Here is a 24,624-nt window from a genome sequence, read left to right on the forward strand (position 1 = left end):
GCGCCGAGCCACCCCATGCCTCTCAACCTCTCCCCGCCGCCGATCCTTTTCGACGAGACGCTGGAGCGTATCGAGCCCGACGAAGCCGAAACCGTCGAGCAACTGATCGAGACCCTGACCCGGATCAACCAGACGACGCTCGAGCACGAGAACCACGCCCACCGGTCGGTGCATGCCAAGAGCCACGCGCTGCTGACAGGCGAACTCGTCGTCCCCGACGACCTCCCTCGCGAGCTGGCGCAGGGCATCTTCGCGAAGCCGGGCCGCTATCCGCTGGTGATGCGTCTTTCGACGGTTCCGGGCGACATCCTCGACGACAGTGTCTCCACCCCTCGCGGGATGGCGGTGAAGATCGTGGGCGTGGAGGGCGAGCGGCTCCCCGGCAGCGACGGCGATGTGACGCAGGACTTCGTGATGGTGAACGGCCCGGCGTTCTCGGCGCCCAACGCGAAGCGTTTCGCCGGCACGCTCAAGCTGGTGGCCGCGACGACCGACCGCGCGGAGGGCGCGAAGAAGGCGCTTTCCGCCGTGCTGCGCGGCACGGAGCGCGTGATCGAAGCCTTCGGCGGCAAGAGCCCGACACTGCTCGCGCTCGGCGGGCAGCCCGAGACGAACCCGCTGGGCGACACGTATTTTTCGCAGGCGCCGCTGCGTTTCGGGGATTACGTGGTGAAGGTGTCGGTCGCGCCGCACTCGCCCAACCTGACCGCGCTGACCGACGCCACGCTCAACGTCAACGGCAAGCCCAACGGGCTACGCGACGCCATGGTCGAGCATTTCGCGGCGCAGGGTGGTGAATGGGACGTGCGCGTGCAGTTCTGCACCGATCCGGAAACCATGCCGATCGAAGACGCTTCCGTCGTCTGGCCCGAGGAAAAGAGCCCGTACCTGGACGTGGCGCGGATCGTCGTTCCGCCGCAGGCGGCGTGGAACGCGGCCCGTCGGGCGGCCATCGACGACGGCCTGGCCTTCAGTCCCTGGCACGGGGTGGTGGCTCACCGGCCGCTGGGGTCCGTGATGCGCGCGCGCCGGGTGGCCTACAAGGTGATGGCGAAGTTTCGCGCCCACCACAATGGCGTGACGATTCGCGAACCGAAGACGATCGAGGAACTCGGGCTTTGACGGGTGGGATCCAGCCGGGTTACCACCCCATGTAGTGCCCGCCATTGATGGCGAGGTTCGATCCCGTAATCCAGCTGGAGTCTTCGGAGGTGAGAAAGGCCACCGCATGGGCGATCTCCTCGGGGCGACCCAAACGGCCGACGGGGATCTGCGCCACGATCTTCGCGCGGATGTCTTCCGGCACCGCCATCACGAGGTCCGTGCCGACATAGCCCGGCGACACCGTGTTCACGGTGATGCCGAACTTCGCGTTCTCCTGGGCGAGCGAAATCGTGAAGCCATGGACGCCGGCCTTCGCCGCCGCGTAGTTCGCCTGCCCGTACTGGCCCTTCTGCCCGTTGATGGAGCTGATCTGCACGATGCGGCCCCACTGGCGGGAGCGCATGCCCTCGATCACCGGACGGGTGACGTTGAAGCACGCGTTGAGGTTGGTGTTCACCACCTCGGTCCACTGCTGGTAGTCCATCTTGTGGAAGGTGGTGTCGCGCGTGATGCCGGCATTGTTGACCAGGATCTCGACGGGCCCCGCGAGGTCCTCCACGCTGCGGATCATCGACTCGGCCGAGACGGGGTCCGAGACGTCGCCCGGCACCATCACCACGTCGATGCCGTCGCGGATCATGTCCTCGCGCCAGGCGGCCGCGCGGGCCTCGTCGCGGTAATTGGTGGCCACGCGATGGCCCTGGCGGGCAAGGTAGCGCACGATCGCCGTACCGATGCCGCCCGTGCCGCCGGTCACCAGTGCCGTGCGTTGCGTCATGCCCTGCTTCATCCTCGCCTGTTTCCTGTCGTGGCCCGCGCGCGGGCAAACCTTCGTTATAGCGTCGTGCCGGTGGTAAGACTACTGCGGCGGAGCGTCGCAGGCGCGAACCGCTCCAGCGCGCTGCGCAGGAGGGCCCCGGGCGACGTCGCCGGTTGCGGTCCGTCGACGCCGAGCCACGCCAGGGCCTCGCGCAGGGCGGGCAGCGGATCGGCGGGGTCCACGGGGAGGGCGGCCGTCGATTTCGAGAGTTTCCGGCCCTCCGCGTCGACCACGAGCGGCAGGTGGAGATAGCCCGGCGTCGGCAGGCCGAGCAGGCCCTGCAGGGCGATCTGCCGGGCGGTGGAGTCGAGCAGGTCCGCACCGCGAACCACATGGGTGATGCCCTGTTCGCCGTCGTCGACCACGCAGGCGAGCTGGTAGGACCAGAGCCCCTCCACGCGACGGATGACGAAATCCCCGGCGACGTCGCGGAGGTTCTCCGCCTGCGGACCCTGCAGGTCGTCGCGCCACGCGACGACGCGGTCGGGCGAGCGAAGGCGCCATGCGGGTGGACGGGACGGGTCGGGGGCGGCGATGCACCGGCCATCCCGATGCAGGCCGCCATGCGCCCCAAGTTCGGCCCGGCTGCACCAGCACGGAAACAGATGCCCGCCGTCGCGAAGCCGTTCGAACGCCTGGGCGTAAAGGGCGTCACGCTGCGACTGATAGACCGGTGGCGCATCGGGCGCGAGCCCGAAGGCGTCGAGCGTCGACAGGATGGACGCGGCGGAACCGGGAACCTCTCGCGGCGGATCGATGTCTTCGACACGCACGAGCCACTCGCCCTCATGGTGACGGGCGACGAGCCAGCTGCCGACGGCGGCCACGAGCGACCCGAAATGCAGGGCGCCGGTGGGCGACGGTGCGAAGCGTCCTCGGTAGCGAAGGGCGGTCATGGGGTCGAAATTGAGAGGTTTCTCAAGTGAAAAGTGACAGGTGCGCGACAGTGTAGGTGATGCCCGGACGCACGCCAGCCGTCTGGCATAGGGTCCCCTTGCGGCAAAGCGGGCGAGGGCATTGAATCGTTCAGTCTTCGCCCCGAAAAATGACATCGGGCGGCGCCACACAGCCAGCCGCCATGAGAGAGAAAACCATGTTCAAACGCATCGCATTGTTTGTCGCCACCAACCTCGCGGTCATCCTGCTGCTGACCGCGGTATGCCACGTCCTCGGCATCGACCAGTGGGCCGCCCAGCGCGGCATGGGCATCGGGGGGCTGATCGTCTTCGCCTCCGTGTTCGGCATGGGCGGCGCTTTCATTTCGCTGATCATCTCGAAGTGGACGGCGAAATGGTCCACGGGTGCCAAGGTCATCACCCAGCCGCAGAACGAATCCGAGCGCTGGTTGCTCGAGACCGTGCGCCGCCATGCCGACAAGGCGGGCATCGGCATGCCCGAGGTCGCCGTCTACGACGCACCGGAGATGAACGCGTTCGCCACCGGCATGTCGCGCAACAACGCGCTGGTGGCCGTGAGCACCGGCCTGCTCCAGCAGATGGATCGGGAGCAGGTGTCGGCCGTGCTGGGCCACGAGATCGGCCACGTCGCCAACGGCGACATGGTGACGCTGACCCTGATCCAGGGCGTGCTCAACACGCTCGTGATCGTGCTCGCCCGTGTCGTGGGCCGCGTGGTCGACAGCTGGATGAGCGGCGGCCGCGAGCGTGACGGCGAGGGCGGCATCGGCTACTTCGTGGTCGTGATGGTCCTGCAGATCGTGTTCGGCCTGTTCGCGTCGATGATCGTGATGTGGTTCTCCCGCTGGCGCGAATTCCGCGCCGACGCGGCGGGCGCCAACCTTGCGGGCCGTCAGTCCATGATCTCGGCCCTGCAGCGGCTTTCCGGCAATCACGGCGATACGTCGTTGCCGCAGACGATCCAGGCCTTCGGCATTTCCGGCCACCTGGCCTCGGGTTTCAAGCGGCTGTTCATGAGCCACCCCCCGATCGAGGAACGCATCGCCGCGCTGCAGAACGCGCGGTAACGGAAAAGCCGCCCTCCGGGGCGGCTTTTTTCTTCTGGGCGGCGGGCCGCCGGCAAGCCCGGCGGCCCTTTTTCCGCGTCGCTCCCGACCCCATAATTCAGGGTCTGTCCACCCTGAAGGAACGGCATCGTGAGCCAGGAAACACGTAAGTTCGAAGCCGAGGTCGCGCAGGTCCTGCACCTGGTGACCCACTCCCTCTACTCGCACAAGGAAATCTTCCTTCGCGAGCTCATTTCCAACGCGTCGGACGCCTGCGACAAGCTGCGTTTCGAGGCGATCGCGGATCCCTCCCTGACCGACGGCGATACCGACCTGCGCATCCAGGTGACGTGGGATCCGGAAGCCCGCACCGTCAGCATCCGCGACAACGGCATCGGCATGAGCCGCGACGAGGTCGTCGCCAACATCGGCACGATCGCCAGCTCGGGCACCCGTCGCTACCTCGAAGCCATGTCCGGCGACCAGAAGGCCGACGCCCGCCTGATCGGCCAGTTCGGCGTGGGCTTCTACTCCGCCTTCGTCGTGGCCGACCGCGTCACCGTCATCACGCGTCGCGCCGGTCAGCCGATCGAGTCGGGCGTGCGCTGGGAAAGCGACGGCAAGGGCGAATACACGCTCGAAGAAACCAACGTCACCGAGCGGGGCACCACGGTGGTGCTGCACCTGAAGGCCGACGAGGACGAATTCCTCAACGCCTGGAAGCTGCGCTCGCTCGTGACGAAGTACTCCGACCACGTGGCGTTCCCGATCAGGATGCCGGCCGAGAAGGACGGCAAGCCGGATCCGACCGAATGGACCACGATCAACTCGGCGTCCGCGCTGTGGTCGCGTCCGAAGAGCGAGATCACGGACGAGGAATACCAGAACTTCTACAAGGCGCTGGGCCACGACTTCAACGATCCGCTCGCGTGGACGCACAACCGCGTGGAAGGCTCGCAGAGCTTCACCACGCTGCTCTACGTGCCGGAGCAGCCGCCGTTCGACCTGATGATGGGCGGCCGCGAAGAGCGCAAGGGCCTCAAGCTCTACATCAAGCGCGTCTTCATCATGGACGCCGCGGAAGAACTGCTGCCGAACTACCTGCGCTTCGTGCGCGGCGTGGTGGATGCCGACGATCTGCCGCTGAACGTCAGCCGCGAAATCCTCCAGCAGAACCGTCAGCTCGAGCGCATCAAGGGCGCCTGCGTCAAACGCGTGCTCGACCTCCTCGAAAAGATTTCGCGCGACGAGCCGGAGAAGTTCGCCACGTTCCTCGCCGGCTTCGGCAACACGCTGAAGGAAGGCATCGTCGAAGACAACGCGAACCGCGAGCGGATCGCGAAGCTCCTGCGTTTCGCCTCCACCAAGGGCGACGGGGCCGCCAAGACGGTGTCGTTCGACGACTACATCGGTCGCATGGCCGTGGGTCAGGACACCATCTGGTACGTCACGGCGGACAGCTACGCCGCGGCCGCCGGCAGCCCGCAGCTCGAAGCGCTGAAGGCGAAGGATATCGAAGTGCTGCTGATGTCCGATCGCGTCGACGAGTGGATGCTCGGCTACCTCACGGAGTACGAAGGCAAGCGCCTGCGCAACGTCGCCAAGGGCGAGTTCCCGCTGGACGAAGCCGAGAAGGCGAAGCAGGAAGCCGCCAGCGCCGAAGCCGCGCCGCTGATCGAGCGCACGAAGTCGCTGCTCGGCGATCGCGTCGGCGACATCCGCGTATCGGCACGTTTGACGGATTCGCCGTCGTGTCTGGCGCTGGCCGACTTCGACCTCGCCCCGCATCTGGCGCGACTGCTTCGCGAGGCCGGCCAGGACGTGCCGGACTCCAAGCCCGCGCTCGAGCTCAACCCGTCGCATCCCCTGGTGCAGCGTCTGGCGGGTGAAGCCGACGACGCGCGTGCCGCGGATCTCGCGAACCTGCTGCTGGAGCAGGCGGAGATCACGGCCGGTGCGCAGCTCGCCGACCCGGCCGCCTTCGTGCAGCGCATGAACCGGGTGTTGCTGGGTTAAACCCGCGGGGGGCTCTGGTGGGAGCCAGCCTGCTGGCGATGGGTGCTCGTGGCAAGCACCCATCGCCAGCAGGCTAGCTCCCACCCTATGGCGAGGCTGCTATCGTCCCCGCATGTCCGCGCTCTTCATCCTCTTCGTCTGCCTCGCACTCGGCATCCTGAGCCGACGCTTCGCCACCTTGCCCGACGGTATCGTCCCCGGCATCAACTGGTGGGTGCTGAATATCGCGCTTCCCGCGCTCGTGCTCGCGCTGGTGCCGCACGTCACGATCGACACGAACCTCTGGTTCCCGGTCGTCGGCATGTACGTGACGTTCCTCGGCGCATGGGCGCTCTTCGCCACGCTCGGCCGCGTCTTTCACTGGACGCCCCAGCGTATCGGCTGCCTGACGCTGGTATGCGGGCTCGGCAACACCTCGTTCATCGGCTACCCGATGATGGAGGCGCTGCACGGCAAGCCGGGCCTCTCCATCGCCGTGATCGCCGACCAGCTCGGCTGTTTTCCCATGCTCGCCGCGGGCGGCATCGTCGTGGCGTCCACGTACTCGGGACGCGGTGCGAGCGTTCCGGCAATCGTCCGCCGGGTGCTCACGTTTCCGGCCTTCGTGTGCCTCGTGATCGGCATCGTCGTGGGGCTGCTCGGAGGGTGGCCGGCGGCCGTCGAGAAGACGCTGCTACAGATCGGGCAGACGCTGACGCCGCTGGCGCTGTTCTCGGTCGGCCTGCAGTTCCGCCTGCATCTTCGCCGCGAGCAGGCCGGTGCGCTCACCATGGGCCTCGCGTGGAAGCTGCTGCTGGCGCCGCTGGTCGTGCTCGGCATCGGGGTGGCGGCAGGCGTCGGTGGGCTCACGCTGACCGTCGGCGTGCTGCAGGCCGCGATGGCACCGATGATCTCGGCGGCGATCCTCGCCGACCAGTACGATCTGGAGCCGCGGCTGGCGAACACCGTGCTCGGTGCGGGCATCCTGCTGTCGCTGGCGACCATCCCGATCGGCAACCTTTTTCTTCCGGCGGGATAGGCTTGGGATCGACCGATCCGGCCGCATGCATGTCACATGACCGATAACCCGACGACTCCCGGCGTCCGTGCCGACGTGTGGCTCTGGGCCGCGCGCTTTTTCAAGACCCGCAGCCTCGCCAAGCAGGCGATCGACGGCGGCAAGATCGAAGTGAACGATGCCGCGTGCAAGCCTGCCAAGGTCGTGCAGGTGGGCGACACGCTGCGCATCGTGCGTGGCGAGGAGCGGCTGGTGTGCGTGGTCGTCGCATTGTCGGCGAAGCGTGGCCCGGCGCCCGAAGCGCGCAAGCTCTATGCGGAAACCGACGCCAGCATCGCCGAGCGGGAACGGCAGCGCGAAGATCGCCGCCTCACGGGCGGCGCGCTGCTGCGGCCCGACGCGCGGCCCGACAAGCGCGCCCGTCGGCTCATCCAGGATCTGAAGAAAACGCTCTGAGCGTATCTGGTGGGAGCCAGCGTTGGCGCACAAAAACATCCCCCGTCACCCACCCCGGGCTGCTGACGCGGGATGGGGCGGGGGATTCACGGGCCGCTGGCCTGGAGAGTCGTCTGGCCCGTGAGCGAACTATAGGAAACGGGACCGATCGAGGGAATTCGTTTGTTCGGATCGCATCGATAGCGTCCGTCAATCGGAAAGGCTCTGGTGGGAGCCAGCCTGCTGGCGATAGGCGCTTGCGGCAAGCACCATCGCCAGCAGGCTGGCTCCTGCCGGACATCCGTTTACCCGAGCATCTTCCGCAGCTTGTAGATCTGCTCCAGCGCCTCGCGAGGCGACAGGTCGTCCGGATCCAGCGCCCGCAGCGCCTCTTCCGCCGGCGACGGCAACGGCGGCGCGAACAGGCCCATCTGCGGTGCCGGCGCGGTGGCCGGCGCCACGGCGGCGGTCACTTCGTGCCCTTGCTCAAGCGCCGCCAGGTACCGGCGCGCGTCGGCGATGACGGTCTTCGGCAATCCCGCGAGCGCGGCCACCTGGAGGCCGAAGCTGCGGTTGGCCGGGCCATCCTTCACCGTGTGCATGAAGACGAGCTGGTCGCCGTACTCCACGGCATCCAGGTGCACGTTGGCGATGGTGGGGAAATCGCCCGCCAGCTCGGTCAGCTCGAAGTAGTGCGTGGCGAACAGCGTGAACGCGCAACTCGTGGCCGCGAGGTGCACGGCGGCCGCGCGCGCGAGCGACAGGCCGTCGTACGTGCTGGTGCCGCGACCGACCTCGTCCATCAGCACGAGACTGCAATCCGTGGCGTTGTGCAGGATGTTCGCCGTCTCGCTCATTTCCACCATGAAGGTGGACTGGCCGCGCGACAGGTCGTCACCCGCGCCGATGCGGGTGAAGATGCGATCGATCGGACCGATGGTCGCCGCCGACGCGGGGACGTAACTGCCGATGTGCGCGAGTAGCACGATCAGGGCGTTCTGGCGCATGTAGGTCGACTTACCGCCCATGTTCGGGCCGGTGATCACCAGCATGCGTCGGCCCTTATCGAGAGCGAGGTCGTTCGGCTCGAACGGCTCGTCTCGTACCTTCTCGACGACAGGATGCCGACCGCGCTCGATGGCGATGCCGGCGACGTCGGTGAGCACGGGCGCTGCCCAGTCGAGAGCCTCGGCGCGATCGGCCAGATCGGCGAGCACGTCGAGTTCGGCCATCGCGGCGGCGCCGATCTTCAGCTCGGGAAGGCGTTCGATCAGCTTGTCGAGCAGCAGTTCGTACAACGCGCGCTCGCGCATCAGCGAGCGCTCCTTCGCCGACAGCACCTTGTCCTCGAACTGCTTCAGCTCTTCGGTGATGTACCGCTCGGCGTTCTTCGTCGTTTGTCGCCGTGTGTAGTGCTGTGGCGCCTTGTCGGCGTGCGCCTTGGTGATCTCGATGTAGTAGCCATGCACGCGGTTGTAGCCGACCTTCAGCGTCGGAATGCCGCTGGCCGCCTTCTCGCGTTCTTCCATGTCGACCAGGAACTGATCGGCATTCGTGGACAGGCGACGCAGCTCGTCGAGCTCCGCGTCGTAGCCTTCCGCGAGCACGCCGCCGTCGCGCAGCAGCACGGGCGGCTGAGGCACGATGGCGCGCGCGAGCAGGTCGGCGGTGTCGGCATGATCGCCAATGCGATCCACGAGCCCGTGGAGCAGCGGGCTGTCGAGGCCGGCGATCTCGTCGCGCAGCGCCGGCGCGGCGGCGAGGCCGTCGCGCAGCGTGGACAGGTCGCGCGGCCGCGCGGAGCGGAGCGCCACGCGCGCGAGGATGCGCTCGAGGTCGCCCACGCCGCGCAGGCGCTCGCGGAGGGATACGTGCCGGCGCGAATCGATGAGGCTGCCGATCGCCTGGTGGCGCCCGCGCAGCACCTGCCGGTCGCGCAAGGGCCGGTTGAGCCAGCGGCGCAGCAGGCGCGCGCCCATGGGCGTCACCGTTTCGTCGAGCACGCCGAGCAGCGTATTGTCGACGTTGCCGCTCTGGTGCGTATCGATCTCGAGGTTGCGTCGCGTCGCGGCATCCATCGCGATCGTCTCGCCCGCGTTCTCCACGGCCATGCCGGTGAGATGGGGCAGGGCGCTCTTCTGCGTTTCTTCCACGTAGCCGAGCAGGCAGCCGGCGGCGGCGATGGCGAGCGACATGCCGTCGACGCCGAAGCCGAGGAGGTCGCGCGTGCGGAAGAAGCGGCACAGCTCGCGCGTGGCGGCATCGACGTCGAAGTGCCACGGCTGGCGCTTGCGCACGCCCGGCAGCGACGACACGAGCTTCGGCCACGCGACGTCTTCGCTCACCAGCGTCTCGGCGGGCTGGAGGCGCGCGAGCTCGGCCGCGAGGCCTTCCGGGGACCCCACTTCGGTCACGAGGAAGCGGCCGGTCGAGAGATCGACCCACGCGAGCCCGTAGCCCTTGGCGCCGGCGGCGATGGACAGCAGAAGATTGTCGCGACGTTCTTCCATCAGCGCCGCGTCGGTCACGGTACCCGGCGTGACGATGCGCACGACTTCGCGCTTCACCGGCCCCTTGGACGTGGCGGGATCGCCGATCTGCTCGCACAGCGCCACGGACTCGCCCAGCTTCACGAGCCGGGCGAGGTAGTTCTCCACGGCGTGATAGGGCACGCCGGCCATCGGGATCGGCGCACCCGCGGACTGGCCGCGCTGGGTCAGGGTGATGTCGAGCAGCCGCGCCGCCTTGCGGGCGTCGTCGTAGAACAGCTCGTAGAAGTCGCCCATCCGGAAGAAGAGCAGGATATCGGGATGCTCCGCCTTGGCGGCCAGGTACTGGCGCATGAAGGGCGTGTGCCCCGAGGTGGCGGAGAGGTCTTCAGCGATAGCCATGGTGTTCTTCGGTCGATACGTGGCGGCGCGCCACCCATGGCACGCCAGCCGGACATTCTAAGGGACCGGGCACGGGGGTGCAGAAGCCGCGCCCGCCAGGGGGCGGCCAGCGGGTGGTGGAAGCCAGCCTGCTGGCGATGGGTGCTTGCGGCAAGCCCCATCGCGGCCAAGGCCGCTCCCACGGACAAGCGCGCGTCGCGGGGCCAGCCGTTGGTGGGAGCCAGCCTGCTGGCGAAGGGTGCTTGCCGCAAGCCCCCCACACGAGCGAGCGATGCTCCTGTAGGAGCCGCTACAGCGGCGAGCTCTCGTAGAAGCTCGCGCCAACCCCCATCAGAGCCTCAGCGTCGGCACCGTCACCTTTGGCAGCAGGCGCTGGGTGAAGTACCGGTCCTGGTAGTAACGGATCTTCGTGCACATCACCGGGTGCGGGATGCCTTCGTAGAAGAACACTTCCTTGTCCGGACCCATCGCCTTCAGTTCCTGCGGCAGCATCAGCGCACGCTTCTCTTCCGAATGGCTCTTCGACACGTCGCCCTTCTTGCTCCGGGTGACGTTTTCGCGCCTTACGGTGGTGTAACCGAGCATGTCGGAGTAGTCGTTCGCATCCTGCTGTTCGCGCGGGGCGTACACGATCTGCAGCGCGTGGTTGGTGATCAGCGTGCGCGATACGTCCTTGCCGTACACGGCGTCGAGCTGCGCCATGCTCTGGATGATGGGCAGCAGGCGAATGTTGTAACCCGCCATGTACGCCACCGCCGAGGCGATGATCTCCACCTTGCCGATCGACGTGAACTCGTCCATCAGCAGCAGGCACTGGTGCTTCAGCGACGCGTCGTTCTGCGGCAGCACCTTGGTGTTCACGTTGATCAGCTGGCTGAAGAACAGGTTCACGATCAGACGGCTTTCGGCCAGCTTGTTCGGCTGGATGCCGATGTAGATCGTCATCTTCTTGCGGCGCACGTCCGTCAGCAGGAAGTCGTCGTCGCTGGTGGCGGCATCGAGCACCGGGTTGATCCACGCGTTCAACGGCTCCTTGAACGTGCCGAGGATCGACGCGAACGTCTCGGCCGCCTGGGAGAGCAGGTTGGCGAAGGCGGACTTCGCGTTGGCGCTCAGGAACGGTTCCTTCGACAGACGCGTGTACAGCTCGCGCAGATCGGTGCCGTCGCCCGACGACAGGCGATAGATCATGCCCAAGGTCGGCTTGCTCCGCACGATTTCCGGGCGGCCGTGCTTCTCGTCGTCTTCCCACTTCTCGCAGAGATACAGCGAAAACGCCATGAACGCATTACGCGCCTGGCTTACCCAGAACTTCTGGTCGTCCGATCCGTCCGGATACAGCATCGAGGCGATGCTCATCAGGTCGGACACGCGGAACGCCGGGTCCTTGGACACGTAGGTCAACGGGTTCCAGCGATGCGTGCGACGGTCTTCCGCGAACGGGTTGAACAGGAAGATCTCCTGCCCCTGCGACGCACGCCAGCCGCTGGTGAGGTCGAAGTTCTCCTGCTTGATGTCGAGCACCACCATCGATTCCTGGTAGTCGAGCAGGTTCGGAATCACCACGCCCACGCCCTTGCCCGAGCGCGTCGGCGCAGCGAGGATCACGAACTGCTGGCCCGGCAGCCGCACGAGGTTGCCGCCAAACTTGCCGACGAGGATGCCGTTCGGTGCCTCGGAGAGCATCTTCTGTTTACGCAGGTCGGCGGCCGTGGCGAAGCGTGCGTCGCCGTGGATGGCCTTGGCCTTGCGCTTCATCAGCAGGTAGAGCGCGAACAGCCACGCGATCATCGGCAGCAGGAACCCGACGATGCCGGCGGTCTCGATACGCCACGCGTACTGCTGCACCTGCGGGTGGTTCAGCGCCCTCACGTAGCTCCAGTACGTGCCCCAGCCCGTCGGTACGTCGCTGAGGCGGAGGAAGGCCAACGTCAGCCACCCCGAGAGAAAGTTACCCGCGACCAGCGCGACGATGCCGAGCACCAGCGCCCACAAACCCCTGTTCTTCATCATGCTTCGATCTGCCTTCGTTCCCTGGGATGTCCGATCAAACGTGTCGTGTGTTCTGTTGTTGTGCCTGCGTTTCAGCGAGCTGCTGCGAGCTCGCGAGGGCCGCCGCGGTCTGCGCGTGCGACTGGCCGCTGGCGTGCGCCTGTGCGCTGCTCTGTTCGAGCGGGGTCTGCACGGCCTGCATCACGTCGACATCCGCTACCTTCTTGAACGGCGAATGCTCCTGGCCCTGCACCGCGTAGACGCGCGTAGCATCGTGACTCAGCCCGACCGTGTCGATGCGATCCATGCCGGCGGCGGTGGCGGATGCCGTGAGCGAGCCGGCAACGCGCTCGGTGTGCTCGCCCGATGGGCGACCATGGGCGACATCGAGTTTCTGCAATTCACCGAGCGCCTGACGGAACATGCTGTGACCCGGGTGGGCCGCATCGTCGAGAAGCGGCCCGTTCGTGGCATGTGGAGCGTCGTGGCTGGATTCGCGTCCGGATTCGAGGGCCTTGAGCGTCGCCGGCCCCACGATGCCATCGGGCTTCAGCTTGTGATCCGTCTGGAACTTCTCGATCGCCGCCTTCGTTTCCTTGCCCATCGCGCCATCGGGATCGAGCGGCTTGCCTTTCGAATCGACATATCCCTGAGCGCGCAGCAGCTCCTGCACGTGGATGACCTTGTCCTTCGACAGGTGCTGACGGCTGACGCTATGTGCCTGTGTGGGAAGGGCCTCCGGACCGTTCGTTTTGTAGCCATTCTGCAGCGCCTTTTCCCACGACTCGGCGGCCTTCCTGCGCTCGGGCAGGCCGTTGTAGCCGCCGTTGATGTCGAAACAGGCCTTCTTCACGTCGTTCTGATCGTGGTTCGGAACGACGCGGTCTTTCCAGTAATGCACGGCGATTCTCGCCGCGATGGCTTTGTCTTCCGCAAGTTCCGGGTGCCTGACCAGATCGAGACCGAGTTCCTTGCCGACGCGCTCGTAGTTGTCGCGCCCGGTCAGCTGCACGTAGCCGCGGCCGCGGAAGGTCCAGCCGTCGCCGGGCTCGGTGTTGCCGAGGTTCTTCTTGCCCCACGCCCCGCCGTAGACGGCGTTGGCGATGGCCTCAGGGCCACCGGCGGCGACGCGGTTGGCCTCGGCAGGCGTATCCATGCCGTTACGGCCGGGAAAGACCTCGAGCAGGCGCTCACCGGAGTAGTTCAGGTTCTCGCTCATGCGCCCATAGCCGCCGCACTCGACGTGCATCTGGCCCATGAAGTTGCCGAGCTCCTTCGGATCGGTGATGCCGGCCTTCATGGCCGCGTCGAGGAGGTAGTCCGCGTTCTGCTTCGCTGTCATGGTCGAATGTCCTTATGCGTACGTGGAGCGGCGCGATCAGCGCGCGGGGAGACCGCTCTTTTCGAGCGCCGGGTCGCGCTTCAGTTTCAGCGTGGCGTCGATCAGGGTGTCGTCTTCGGTATCGATGACGGCGCCCGGCTGGCAGCTGCTGCGCTTCACGGGTCTGGATTCGCCGTCCTTCAACACGACGAGTCCGCCGTCCTGCAGGTTGTTCGCGCCGGAAACCGAGTAAACGACGTACTTGAACCCGGCGTTGGTGAACGCATAGGCGTAGCCGCCGGTATTGCCGGCGAAGCCAAGGTGGGAACGGGTGAACTCACCCGTGGCGCCGGCGGTGGGGTAGGCGAGTTCCGGCTTCGTCGCGTCACGACCATAGGCGTAGTAGAAGCGTCCCTTGTCGTGCGCGACGTCGCCGGCGGCGCAGATCGACACCACCTTCGTGCTTCCGGCCAGGGGGCAGGAGAACACCACCGCGTCGTCCTTCGCGCACATCGTGGCGGGAACGGGCGACGCCGCGGCGGCGAAGGCAGGCGTGGCGAACAAAAAAAGCGCGATCGTCGGGATCGTTTTCATCATGGACTTCCGATAGTCGTTCATGTCACGCGCGGCCGGGCATCGGCGCGGACGGCTCGCGCGGCGTCTGCTGGCGCTGGGCCTCGGCCACCTGGCGCTGCTGCTCGGCCACGTTCCTCCAGGCCTCGGAGCTCTGCTCCAAGGGTGTCTGCAGCGCCTGCAGGGTCGGAACCTCGGTCACGCGCTTGAGAGGCGAATCCATCGTTCCCTGCACGCCATACAGTCGTGAGGCGTCGGTACTGAGCACCGCATGGTCGATGCGATCCAGTCCGTCGCGTCGTGCGGCCACGGCGAGGACCGCGGCGGCGTTGCCGGTGCGTTCGTCGGGGGTACGCTGGTGCTGGGCGTCGAGCCGTGTGACAGCGCCGTGCGCCTGTTCGAACAGCGCGTGGTCCGGGTGCGACGGGTGATCGAGCGGCACGGTCTTCGGATCGTGCTCGAACCACGAACCCGGATGCGTCAGCGTGTTCCACGCGCCGCGTGCCTTGTCGCCGATGGCGTGCACGCCATCGGCGATGTCTTCCTTCACGTGCTCGAAGGTTTCCTTGACCTCGTGCGCCGCCTCGCTGACCGCATGCTCGATGGTATGCACGCCGTCGCGCACCGCGTGGGCCACGGAACGCCCGGCGTCGATGGCCCCCTCGATCGCGTGTTTCGGAACCTCCCACGGCGCCGAGAGACCTTCGCGCAGGGCCCGAACGTCGCCACGATAGCGATCGATCATGTTGTCGTGCGCGCGGTAACGTGCTTCGTTCTCGGGCGCGATGATGCTGTGGCCGAGCAGCTTGCTGTCCGGCACGAAGTTGTCGATGGCGTGCGCGTCGAAGTCGGTCGCCGCGAGCGGATTACGCAGACTGAAGGCGCCACCGTCGTCGCGGTACCCGCCCTTGCCGAGGGTGTCGATGTCCTGTTGCGCCGCATAGATGCGCACCTCGCCGAAGTGCGGGCTCGCCGCGCTGACGAGATCGCCGGCACGCACGTGGTCGATCACCTGATTGCCGCCTTCCGGTACACCGTAGAGGCTGGCAGCCCCATAGGCGTTGAAGGTTTCACCATGCAGGCCGTACTTCGCGGCGTTGATCTCGGCGAGGGTGCCGCCGAGGGAGTGGCCGGTGACGGTGACTGCGATGGGCGGATCGCGCATGGCGGACTCCTGGCGCGCACGCTCAAGTACGCGCTCGGTGAACGCCGATGCATCCCCCTGCTGAGCGTTGATCCCCAAGAGAACCATACCCGCGTCGACACCGCCATCGTGTACCGGTTCGCGATCGAACTCGGTGCCGCGGTAAGCGATCACGATCTCACGAGTATCCTGCCGCTGGTACGCCGTCGCCTGGAAACCGGTGTGCGGGTTGTTCATCGAGTCGACGGCTTTGTACGCCACGCCTTCGAACGTAATGACCTTCTCGGGATCCGGATCGGGATCGTGATAGCTATCCTGGGCGAGCCGCGCGTAATCCGTCGAGCGCATGCTCACGGTGTCCTCTCCGTCGACTGAAGTGTCACTGAGAACGTGTCGTCAGGCTGCTTGTAGTCAGAACGCTTCCCCGTTCCGATGTCCGGACCACTAAGGGGCGAGCCGCGATAAGCCTGGTTCGCGAACCAACGCCTGCTCTCCTTCTGTCTGAAAACGTCATCGGCGACGATCATCGGACTGAACCTTGCCCTTCCTTGAATAAGGTTCGCGCTAACCGCCACGAGTGCCCAGTGGCATGTACCGCGGCCGAAATAGTCTTCGTCGAGATAGCGATCCGCATAGACGTATGCCTTGTACGTCGTGTCGTTCACGCGTTCGAACTCGACGGAAGTGTGTTCCTGGGGTTCGACAGTTGCACCTGACAATGGCGTCAGCGGCACGCTGTCTGGGTTGCTTACGTGATAGTCCACGCGGCCCTGGACAGCCTCGAAACCACCGGGCGCCCCCTCCACCGTCATCGTGATCTCGTAACGCATCTTCGGATGAGGATTGAGCTTGATGTCGGGCTTGTTCATGGGTGCACCGTGGGCCTGCAAGGAAAGGGCGAAAAGCGTAGCGAAGGGTAGGGCGAGTCGTCGTGACATGGCGCGCTCGGGCTCCTATCGGCTGAAGCTGGGGCCGGCGTGGCCCTTCGTGGGTTCGGAGAGCGAGGGCGTGGCGACCATCGTCTGCGCCTGGGCTTGCCGCTCGGCGGCCTGGCGCCACGTCGCGCTGCTCTGCTCGACGGATGCCGCGATGCCGAGTTCCGTGGCGACGGCGGCGACCTTCTTGTGAGGGTCTTTGTCGTCGCCTTGCACCGCGTAAGCCCGGCTCGCATCCTCGCTCAGTTCGACGTAGTCGATGCGCGACATACCTTGCTGTCGGGCAGCCGCCGTCAGCGAGGCGGCGAGGTTGGTGCTCAGCTGGTCGGGTTGACGGCCGACCTCCCTGTCGAGGTAATGCACGTTGAACAACGCGTTTTTGAACATGGCGTGGTCGGGATGCGCCGGATCGTCGATTCGCGGTGGCTGGCGGAACGTGTCGTTCGTGTTCATCGCGTCCCTGAAGACGGGCGACGTGAGCGGGCTCGCGAATGCGGCAAACCGCGCGGCTTCACGGGCGCGCTCGCCAACCACATCGCCAGCGTCGCGCAAGTCGTTGCCGACGGCATGGACTCGCCCGGCGACGTAATCCTGCGTGCGTTCGCCCGCATCGTGCGCGGTTTCGCCCATGGCGCGGCCAAAGCGCGCGGCATCGTCGAACACATGCCGGGCGCCTGTGCCCACGTCCGACGCGAATCCCCCGGCCGCATGCCCGACGTGCGTGGCGGCTCGTGAAGCGGCGCCATGGATCTCCCGACCGATGGCGTCCGGGATTTCCCAGCTCGCCGACGCGCGCGCACGGATGAAATGGATGTCGGACCGGTACATCTCGACGAGCGATTGGTTCGCGCGATAGCGCGCCTGCGACTCGGGCCCGAGGATCGACGCGCCGTTGATGGCGTTGCCGTCGACGAAGTTCTCGATACCGTGCGCTGCGAAGTCCACCGACTTCACGGTGGTGAAGTGGCTTTGCCGATCATGCCCCGTGTAACCGGATAGCTTGAGGCGGTCGATATCGCCTTGCGTCGCGTAGACCTTCACGGTGCCGATGTGATCGGCCGCCGCGCACACGGGATCGCCGGCGCGGCAGTGATTGACGATGCGGCCGCGGCCTTCGTGCAGATCGGGAGCGAGATTCTGGGCGCCGTAGGCGTTGAAGGTGTGGCCGTCGAGGCCGAACTTCGCGGCGTTGAGCTGGGCTAGCGTGCCGCCGAGGGAGTGGCCGGTGACAGAAATGTTCGTCCGACCGCCAGAATCGCCGTCCCGGTCACGGGCTATTGCCATCACCTCGCGGGTAAACGACTCAGCGGATTTAGCCTGCGGATTAATCCCCGCAAGAACCATGGCCGCGTCAACCACGCCGTCTTTCAAAGGTTCACGATCGAACTCGGTACCGCGATAAGCGATAACGAGCTCCGAGCCTCTGATCTGCTGATAAGCGGTCGCCTGGAAACCCGTGGCGGATGGACGACTTGTCGCGATGACCTCATAGTCGTCGCCGTCGAAATTGACGCGTGCTCGAACCACCTTTTGCTTGTACGAATCCTTGGCGATGAGGGCATAGGTCTTTTCGGAGATGCTCATTTCTGCATCTCCTTTGATCGAGCCTCAATTGTAAACATCGATGCCGAACCATTGAGAGCGGCAGCGTCTCCGTAGCCGGGCTCACTGAAGTTTCGCGCAGGCGCCGTCAACCAAGCTGTTGGATAACGTAAGACGCTAGGCTCTCCCGAATAGATATTGGAAGCCATCACGCCGGAGCTGAGACTGGAGCGATCCTTGACACCAATTAACGTGGCGGCTACGAGCTCCCAATGGCAGACGCCGAGGCCAAAGTAGTCCTCATCACGAAGCGCATCGGCGAATACAACGAGCTGATACGTGCTGTTGTCCACCATTCGAGCATGGAGGGCAATCGTCTTGGATGGAGCGACTTTCACACCGCTCACGGGGGTCAAAGGCACGCAGGCTTCGTTCTTAACCTGATAATTTGCCTGACCCTCAACCCGGTCAAAGATCACATCCGGATCATCTACCCGGAATGTGATCTGGTATTCCATTCGCGGGTCGTTGTTGAGTTGAATCTTTGGTTCCACGTTTCCACCACAAGCTGCAAGTGAGAGAAACAGGCCAGGGACGGTGACCTGCACCAGACGCCGCATCCGCTTTTTAAGGGCGCAACGGCGCTGTGCGATCGGGACGTATCGCATGATGGGCGCATGTGCATGACGTATCCGCCAATTCGCTGGCGGGCGCGAGACGGTGCTACGGGAAGAGAATCTGCTGCGCATAGGTAAGCAACCGTCAATGGGCGAAGGGTACCTGCTCGCCCGTTCCGGCTCCTTCCCAGTCTCCCTGTCCGACGCCGGTGCACACGGAATACCACTCTGCAAGGGAGGCGATGTCATCGGCCGTCGGGGTTTTTCCGTACGGATTCTGCGGCTTGCACCAAGGGCTCGGCAAGATGGTTCCCGCCGCGGGCGACAGTGGTGACCAGCATCGGTCCAGATTCTTCTGGCCGTACCTGCAAAACACGAACGGATCATTGTCACGGTAGCTCACCGCTTGCGCGCCCACAGTGCCGCTGCAAAGGCAGGCGGCAAGGAAAATCCAGTTCTTCATCTCAATTCCTTGTATTTCGTGTTGCGATGATTCGGTTCGGCAACGATCGGTGAGTCAGTGTCCCGGTGGCACCCTCGACTGCTGTTCCTGATGCTGATGCTGTTGCTGTTGCTGTTGCGCCTGCCCCTGCTGTGCAGCCTTGACGTGCTCCTGTTGAGCGGCGTCCTGCCACGCATGCGAACTCTCCGCCACGGGCGTCGCGACGGCTCTGGCCACGTCGACTTCAGCGACCTTCTTGAACGGCGAATCGGCCTCGCCCTGCATCGCATACGCGCGGCGACCGTCGTCGCTCAGGGTAACGTGGTCGATACGCTGCAGACCCTGCTTCTGCGCTTCCGCCGTGAGCGCGGCGGCCAGGCGCTCGCTGCGCTCGTCCGGCGTGCGCTGATGCGCGGCATCGATGCGATGCACGCCATCTCGCGCCTGCGTGTAGTGGCCGTTTCCCGGATGCGATGCGTGATCCAGGCTCGCCGGTGCGTGCGCCTGGGCCTTCTGCAGCGCCTCCGTGGTGCGCGGGCCCACGATGCCGTCGGCCTTCAATCCATGCTCGCGCTGAAATGCTTCGACGGCTTCCTTCGTATGCGTGCCGAAGCGACCGTCTGGCGTCAGCGCATGCCCCTGCGCGTCACGGACGCCGAGGGCGTTGAGGCGCTCCTGCAACGTCTGGACGTCGCCGCCGCGCGCGTCCTCGCGCAACGTGTGACCTTCATGATGGCCCGCAGCGGCCCTATGAGGTGCGGACGTGGGGTGCCTTCCGGCGTGCGGAGCCTCGCGGTCGCGCCAGAACGTCTCCGGATTGATGGCATGCCCGTGGGCATCCTTCATCTGGTAGTGAACGTGCTGTGCATACTGGCTGGCACCGTCGGGGCCACGTCCGCCCATCCGGCCGATCTCGTCGCCGGCTTCGAGGTGCTGGCCCACCTTCACGGACTGCGACTGCGTGTGCAGGATCTCGTGGCTGTTGCCCTGCGCGTCGCGCACTTTGATCGTGCCGTACTGACCGCCAACGAACGTGACCTCACCGGCGACCGGCGAGTGCACGGTGGGGTGGGTCAGGTTGATCCCGGTCTGTCCGCCTTCGTAGTTGAAGTCGGAGCCGCCGTGCGGGCCCTTGGCGCGGTGCTCGCCGTAGTGGCCGGTGATGTGCGCGTCGCGTCCGCCCTGATGCGGGAGGATCGTGTTCATGACGTCCTGGTAAGGCATGGTTTCTTCTCCCGGTCAGAGCGAATCGTCTTTCATGCGGTACAGGTGCCAGCAGTCGTCCTTCCGGAAGAAGAACGTCGTCTGGTAGTCGGTGTCCGGCTTGGTCAGCTTGATCGATACCTCGGTGGCGCTGACGGCGGTGCGCGTGGCGACGAGACCGTCCTTCTTCTGCGTCGCCTCATCGGGCATGACGGGGAAGGTCACGGCATCCCTTGCCAGCATCTTCGACACCGGCGCCGGTTCCGGATCGGCGTTCGGGTCGACGGAATCGCTCTGCAACGGATCGGTCACCGCGATCTTCTGTACCGCGAGATCGTTCTCGAACGACGGCAGGAAGGCGTCGAAGGTGGCAGGGCAGGCGGCGGCAGGGGCCGGCTCGACTGCGGCGACCCTCGCCGGGGTAGGCGTCGACGTAGCCGCGGCAGAAGCATCAGGCGCGGCCGCGGGCCGATCGCAACCCGCGAGCAGGAGCCCGGCGACCAGAAGCAGAGAGGTGGCGTGTTTCATCGGCGCGGTCCTAGAGGTTGAGGGTCGGGTGGGGCAGGGGCGGCTCAGGAGACTTGTCCTGCGGCTCCGGCGCCTTGGCTGCGGCGGCAAGCGCGGCGGAGCTGTCAGCGAGCGGAGTCGCAACGGCTTCGCTGGTCGCGACCTCGACCACCTGCTTATGCGGCGAGGCCACGTCGCCCTTGATGGCGAAAGCTTGGGACGCGTCATCGCTCAGAGCGACATGATCGACGCGATCCATGCCGTCGCGATGCGCGGAAACGGTAAGCGCACCGGCCAGATTGTCGCTGCGCTCGTCCGGCGTGCGTCCGTGCGCGGCGTCCAGCCGGTGAACGGCGTCGCGCGTCTGGCGGTACAGGCCATGATGCGGGTGCTCGGGCTGGTCGAGCATCAAACCGTGCGCTGCACCGTGCGGATGGCAGTGATGATGGCGACGACGGCGACCCGCCTCGATCTGATCGATGGCGTGCTCGATGGCGTTGATGGTGTTGCGCTCGGCCGAGTCGTCGCGAGGGGGCTCGTTCGTTAGGCGAGCACGCGCGCGGCGTCCCTTCGCGTCGGGCGGGAGTTTCGTTTCGCGAGCGAGTAGCTTCGAAACGAGATCTGCCTCGTGCCGGATAGACGGGTTGTCGTGGTCTTCTTTCATCGGTCAAGTCCGCAGGGCTTACATCGATCGACTGCTTCGGGGCTGGTGGGACGTGCTGCTACCGGACACGCTTCGCCGGACTGCATGCTTGATACGCAACGACGTAGCTGGTGCGACGGATCGAACACCTTTACACGTCGTCCCCCCTTGCTTCATCACCGGTCCATGACTCGTTGGCCCACGGATCTATAGCGTCTAAGTCCACCGTACGGCTTGGACTGCATATGCGTAGATGGCGGGTACGCGATTCGCTGGCAACCGATGCCTTGATGGAGGGCCGGCTTCACCGAATGCGCTTCGGTGGACTGCACGCCTTATAGGCGATGGCGCAGCCGGAACTGCGTCGGTTGCAGAGATCTAGCGCATCGTGGCTCGCTTCGTCGATTGTCTTGTTCTTGGCTACGGAGTGGAATTTGTCTCCCCAAGCGACAGCCGCGCATTGGCTGAAATAAGTAAGCTCAATCTCGCAATGTGTCGCTCCATTTTCCCGGCATTCGGATACAGCGCTGCGGACCGCTTGGCTTTCCGACTTCTGTCCAATCGATACGCCTTTGGACCCGATGTCGAGATCTATCGCAATAGCGCCCTAGGTGTCCTCCCAGACTGGTACGGGTGGGGCGGTGTATTCGTCGCCTACGGCTGGACTGTAGCCAGGCATTCCCGACGCGTCGGGCGGGACACAGCTGCCGCCGCCCGTGTTGACGCCGGTCGCGCATTGCGCGAAGGCCGAACAGTTGACGACTCCCAGAAAAATAACGGCTGCCGAAAGGACGAGACTGTAAATTCCCCTTGACCTCAGCCCATCCCGAGATGCTGCCTGTGTTGGCACGCTGTTCAATTGACTCGGCGAGCCACACTGCAGGCGGTGTACACAGGCTTGCAGCCGCTGCCTCGCTCCGAGCAAGACGAAACCGCTGAATCTACAGCCCCTTTCTCGGTCGCTTCGTGAGCTATGCCAAGCGATTCATCGCCCCACGCTACAGCAGCGCATTGGTTGTAGTATGTAATCTTCAGCTCACAGTTTGAGGCACCGGTCGACTTGCATTCGCTCATCGCGGCTTCAATCGCAGCAGCCTTACTTTGCATGTTATTCGAGGTGCCCTTTGCACTGCCGCGAACATCGAGAACGATCGCCCCCCAAGAGTCAGCCCAGACAGGCTCCGCCTGCTGGGGCACGGGCGAGGGATCATAGCCAGGCATTCCAGGCGCATCGGGCGGGACGCAATTCCCTCCGCCAGTATTCACTCCAGTAGCGCATTGTGCCTGCACGTTGGCGGCGGCCAGAGATCCAATGCCTACTACAGCGGCCGTGAGCCAAAGTCTTCTCAGATTCATCACTGATTTCTATCCTTCTGAGGAATTCCAGCCGCAGGCGGCGGATTACCTGACGTAGATGCGATCGTCGCGTGCCTGGTGAATGGATCCTGCACGCCACCAGAACTCTCATTCTGCCGTCCTGCATCGCCTGTGTTGGTGGGCGGCGCGTTGTAGGTCGAACTTCCCGGCGGGCCATACCCACCACGCCCACCCTGCGGCTCCGGCTTGATATGCCCGAACGGCGAGTACGCATTGAACTGACCGAGGGTGCCCTGGAAAAACGCGGCGGCCATCGGCGGTGCGCTGATGATCATGGTGGTGAGCAGGAGGCCGAGGCCTCCTTGCTGCAAGGCCATGCTGTTGATGCCGTCGGTGCCACCTGCGCCGGCGACACCTGGCATCGCTAGCAGGTACTTCACCGCGAACGCCGCCGTGACCGCAGCTAGCATCTTCATGGCGATCGTGACCATGACGCTGAGTACCGCCAGCGAGAAGACCGTGCCGATGCCGTATAGCAGCCACTTGTTGAAGAGCTGCTTCGTTGGCTCGAACAGGAGACACATGATGAAGATGGGGCCGAAGCCGACGAAGAGGGCGAGGGCGATCTTGTTGAGCAGCAGCATGGCGCCGGCGATGACGCTGGGGCCTGCGATACCGATGCCGGTGAACCAGCGGTCGCGGTCCTTGGCGTCCTGCGCGGCCTGGTTACCGCCGGTGTCGATGGCATCGATGGTGCCCATCGCAAGCTCCATGCCGGCGAGGTTGTTGTCGATGTGCTGGAAAGGCGTACCGTCTTCACCTGTAACGTACTGGGCGATCGTCGTCGACATGCCATCACTCAGGGTCCAGTACACGGACGACGAGGAGTAGGCGGCCGTCGTCGCGATGAAGACGACGAGCGTCGCTTTCAGCGAGTCGCCGACCAGCACCATCATGGGCTGCTTCGACTGACCCGTGACGATGCGAAAGCCCTGGAACATGATCCAGATCGTCAGCACCGTGACGGCGACGTAGCCGATGATGAAGGCGGAGCTCGACAGCAGGCGCCACTGCATGATGTCGATTTCTTCGCGCAGGAAGTCGTTGATCGTCTGAAAGAAGACGAACTTCGTCGCGGTGTCGAGCAGATCCGTGGGACCTGCCAGAGCGAGCTGATTAAGGAAATGGGCGGACATGTCAGCCATGACGTGAGATTCCGTGCCTGTCGTTGCGATGGATCGGGTCAGAAGCCATTGGACTTACCGATCTTGAGAGTCTGCATACCTTCCGGCTTCTTGCTCTGCACGCCGTCGAGCGCGCCCTTCAGCGCGACGCCCGTGGCGAGGCCGCTCACCGCATCGCCGATGTTCACGTCACCGATGCCCGGCAGCTTGATGCTGCCCCACTCGTCGACTTTCTTACCGGTGCTCGCCGCGTTTGCCGCCAACGTCTGCTGGGAACGCAGGTAGCGCAGATTCGCCTCGTAGGCGTAATTCACCGTCTGCATCTGCTGTTGGTCGAGCGCGATAAGGTTGTACAGGGCCGTAAGCTTGTTGGTGTTGTCTTCGAGCTTGCCGAACTGGTTCGCGTCCTCGGGTTTGATCGCTTCCCGTTCCTTGAGCAGTTCACGCAGCATCGCGTCGCGTGTTTCCGTGTTCTTATACATGGTGAGCATGTACTGGTACTGAGCGTTTTCGAGGTCGACAATGAGCTTGCAGTTCGCCTGCTGCGGCTCGGCAACGGCATCGCAGCGCTTGCCGTCATCCAGCTTCGTAGTGTCTTCGGGAAGCACCTTCTCAGGATTCTTTACACGCGCACCCGGTTGTTTGTCGCTGTACGTGCCGATCACCAGCTTCTTGTTGATGGCGTCCAGGTTGGCGTTGATCGTCTTACCGTCGCCGGTGCTCGTCGTGCCGAGGACCGAGTTCATGTCCTTGTTCTGCTGGACGATGTTCTTGGCTTCGTCGACCGTGTTGGACGTGTTCGTCCGAATATCGTTCAACTTGATATTTGCATCGGCATCGTTCACCTGCCATTGCGCATGCGCGGCTGGGGCGGCGAGGATCAGGCCAAAGAGCAGGGCGGTGGCGCCGACGAAGCGGCGGATCGGATTCGGGGTGGAGTTCGTCGGATGCGTCATGATGGTTTCCATGGTCATTCGG

At 65.1% G+C, this 24,624-nt stretch carries 21 protein-coding genes; 5 read left to right on the forward strand and 16 right to left on the reverse strand.

The features are described 5' to 3' along the window. The first annotated feature begins 15 nt into the window (after positions 1-15). Positions 16-1,122 carry a catalase family protein gene (locus tag BMX32_RS11240; RefSeq protein WP_089978887.1) on the forward strand — a complete coding sequence of 369 codons (1,107 nt, stop codon included), beginning with the start codon at positions 16-18 and terminating at the stop codon, positions 1,120-1,122. A 19-nt stretch (positions 1,123-1,141) separates the two neighbouring features. Here BMX32_RS11240 and phbB read toward each other — a convergent pair whose 3' ends face one another. After that, entirely contained in the window at positions 1,142-1,882 is a 741-nt protein-coding gene (phbB, locus tag BMX32_RS11245) for an acetoacetyl-CoA reductase (RefSeq protein WP_089980228.1), read from the reverse strand. Positions 1,883-1,938: 56 nt separating this feature from the next. Then, positions 1,939-2,820, reverse strand: coding sequence for a tRNA glutamyl-Q(34) synthetase GluQRS (gene gluQRS / locus BMX32_RS11250; protein ID WP_089978889.1), 882 nt, complete (start codon positions 2,818-2,820; stop codon positions 1,939-1,941). A 197-nt stretch (positions 2,821-3,017) separates the two neighbouring features. Between gluQRS and htpX the strand changes: the two genes are divergently transcribed. The 4 genes from htpX to BMX32_RS11270 all read left to right on the forward strand — a co-directional run bounded on the left by htpX (position 3,018) and on the right by BMX32_RS11270 (position 7,356). Then, complete coding sequence (gene htpX, locus BMX32_RS11255; RefSeq protein ID WP_089978892.1) at positions 3,018-3,908, forward strand: protease HtpX; 891 nt, start codon at positions 3,018-3,020, stop codon at positions 3,906-3,908. Between the two features lie 129 nt (positions 3,909-4,037). After that, positions 4,038-5,903 (forward strand): molecular chaperone HtpG, encoded by a 1,866-nt coding sequence (gene htpG / locus BMX32_RS11260; RefSeq protein ID WP_244511502.1) that lies wholly within the window; start codon positions 4,038-4,040, stop codon positions 5,901-5,903. Between the two features lie 112 nt (positions 5,904-6,015). Continuing rightward, a complete protein-coding gene (locus tag BMX32_RS11265) occupies positions 6,016-6,921 on the forward strand; it encodes an AEC family transporter (RefSeq protein ID WP_089978899.1) in 906 nt (301 codons plus the stop codon). 36 nt (positions 6,922-6,957) lie between these two features. After that, positions 6,958-7,356 (forward strand): RNA-binding S4 domain-containing protein, encoded by a 399-nt coding sequence (locus BMX32_RS11270; protein ID WP_089978903.1) that lies wholly within the window; start codon positions 6,958-6,960, stop codon positions 7,354-7,356. A gap of 284 nt (positions 7,357-7,640) precedes the next feature. Here BMX32_RS11270 and mutS read toward each other — a convergent pair whose 3' ends face one another. The 14 genes from mutS to BMX32_RS11345 form a co-directional block, all read right to left on the reverse strand. Beyond that, positions 7,641-10,226 (reverse strand): DNA mismatch repair protein MutS, encoded by a 2,586-nt coding sequence (gene mutS / locus BMX32_RS11275; RefSeq protein ID WP_244511503.1) that lies wholly within the window; start codon positions 10,224-10,226, stop codon positions 7,641-7,643. 330 nt (positions 10,227-10,556) lie between these two features. Next, positions 10,557-12,236, reverse strand: a complete 1,680-nt coding sequence (locus BMX32_RS11280) for a type IV secretory system conjugative DNA transfer family protein (RefSeq protein ID WP_089980233.1) — start codon at positions 12,234-12,236, stop codon at positions 10,557-10,559. 37 nt (positions 12,237-12,273) lie between these two features. After that, a complete protein-coding gene (locus BMX32_RS11285; protein ID WP_089978906.1) occupies positions 12,274-13,560 on the reverse strand; it encodes an XVIPCD domain-containing protein in 1,287 nt (428 codons plus the stop codon). Positions 13,561-13,596: 36 nt separating this feature from the next. Next, the gene (locus tag BMX32_RS11290) at positions 13,597-14,157 is read right to left on the reverse strand and encodes a hypothetical protein (protein ID WP_089978908.1); all 561 of its coding nucleotides are present in this window, start codon (positions 14,155-14,157) and stop codon (positions 13,597-13,599) included. A 1-nt stretch (position 14,158) separates the two neighbouring features. Beyond that, entirely contained in the window at positions 14,159-15,604 is a 1,446-nt protein-coding gene (locus BMX32_RS11295) for an XVIPCD domain-containing protein (RefSeq protein ID WP_089978912.1), read from the reverse strand. 2 nt (positions 15,605-15,606) lie between these two features. Then, positions 15,607-16,125, reverse strand: a complete 519-nt coding sequence (locus tag BMX32_RS11300) for a hypothetical protein (protein WP_089978915.1) — start codon at positions 16,123-16,125, stop codon at positions 15,607-15,609. A gap of 84 nt (positions 16,126-16,209) precedes the next feature. Further along, on the reverse strand, positions 16,210-17,775 hold the full coding sequence (locus BMX32_RS11305) for an XVIPCD domain-containing protein (RefSeq protein WP_089978918.1): 1,566 nt from the start codon (positions 17,773-17,775) through the stop codon (positions 16,210-16,212). Further along, entirely contained in the window at positions 17,772-18,251 is a 480-nt protein-coding gene (locus BMX32_RS18455) for a hypothetical protein (RefSeq protein ID WP_139206711.1), read from the reverse strand. Before BMX32_RS18455 ends, BMX32_RS11305 begins: the two co-directional genes overlap by 4 nt. 244 nt (positions 18,252-18,495) lie before the next feature. Then, the gene (locus BMX32_RS18460; protein WP_139206712.1) at positions 18,496-18,813 is read right to left on the reverse strand and encodes a hypothetical protein; all 318 of its coding nucleotides are present in this window, start codon (positions 18,811-18,813) and stop codon (positions 18,496-18,498) included. Between the two features lie 54 nt (positions 18,814-18,867). Beyond that, positions 18,868-19,998 (reverse strand): XVIPCD domain-containing protein, encoded by a 1,131-nt coding sequence (locus tag BMX32_RS11315; RefSeq protein WP_244511504.1) that lies wholly within the window; start codon positions 19,996-19,998, stop codon positions 18,868-18,870. A 33-nt stretch (positions 19,999-20,031) separates the two neighbouring features. Further along, on the reverse strand, positions 20,032-20,523 hold the full coding sequence (locus BMX32_RS11320; RefSeq protein WP_089978923.1) for a hypothetical protein: 492 nt from the start codon (positions 20,521-20,523) through the stop codon (positions 20,032-20,034). 10 nt (positions 20,524-20,533) lie between these two features. Next, a complete protein-coding gene (locus tag BMX32_RS11325) occupies positions 20,534-21,166 on the reverse strand; it encodes an XVIPCD domain-containing protein (RefSeq protein WP_089978926.1) in 633 nt (210 codons plus the stop codon). 1,334 nt (positions 21,167-22,500) lie between these two features. Continuing rightward, a complete protein-coding gene (locus BMX32_RS11340) occupies positions 22,501-23,610 on the reverse strand; it encodes a TrbL/VirB6 family protein (protein ID WP_343123860.1) in 1,110 nt (369 codons plus the stop codon). A 95-nt stretch (positions 23,611-23,705) separates the two neighbouring features. Further along, complete coding sequence (locus BMX32_RS11345; RefSeq protein ID WP_089978931.1) at positions 23,706-24,614, reverse strand: hypothetical protein; 909 nt, start codon at positions 24,612-24,614, stop codon at positions 23,706-23,708. Positions 24,615-24,624: the final 10 nt, after the last annotated feature.

This window comes from Luteibacter sp. UNCMF331Sha3.1, from assembly GCF_900109915.1.
GTDB lineage: Bacteria > Pseudomonadota > Gammaproteobacteria > Xanthomonadales > Rhodanobacteraceae > Luteibacter.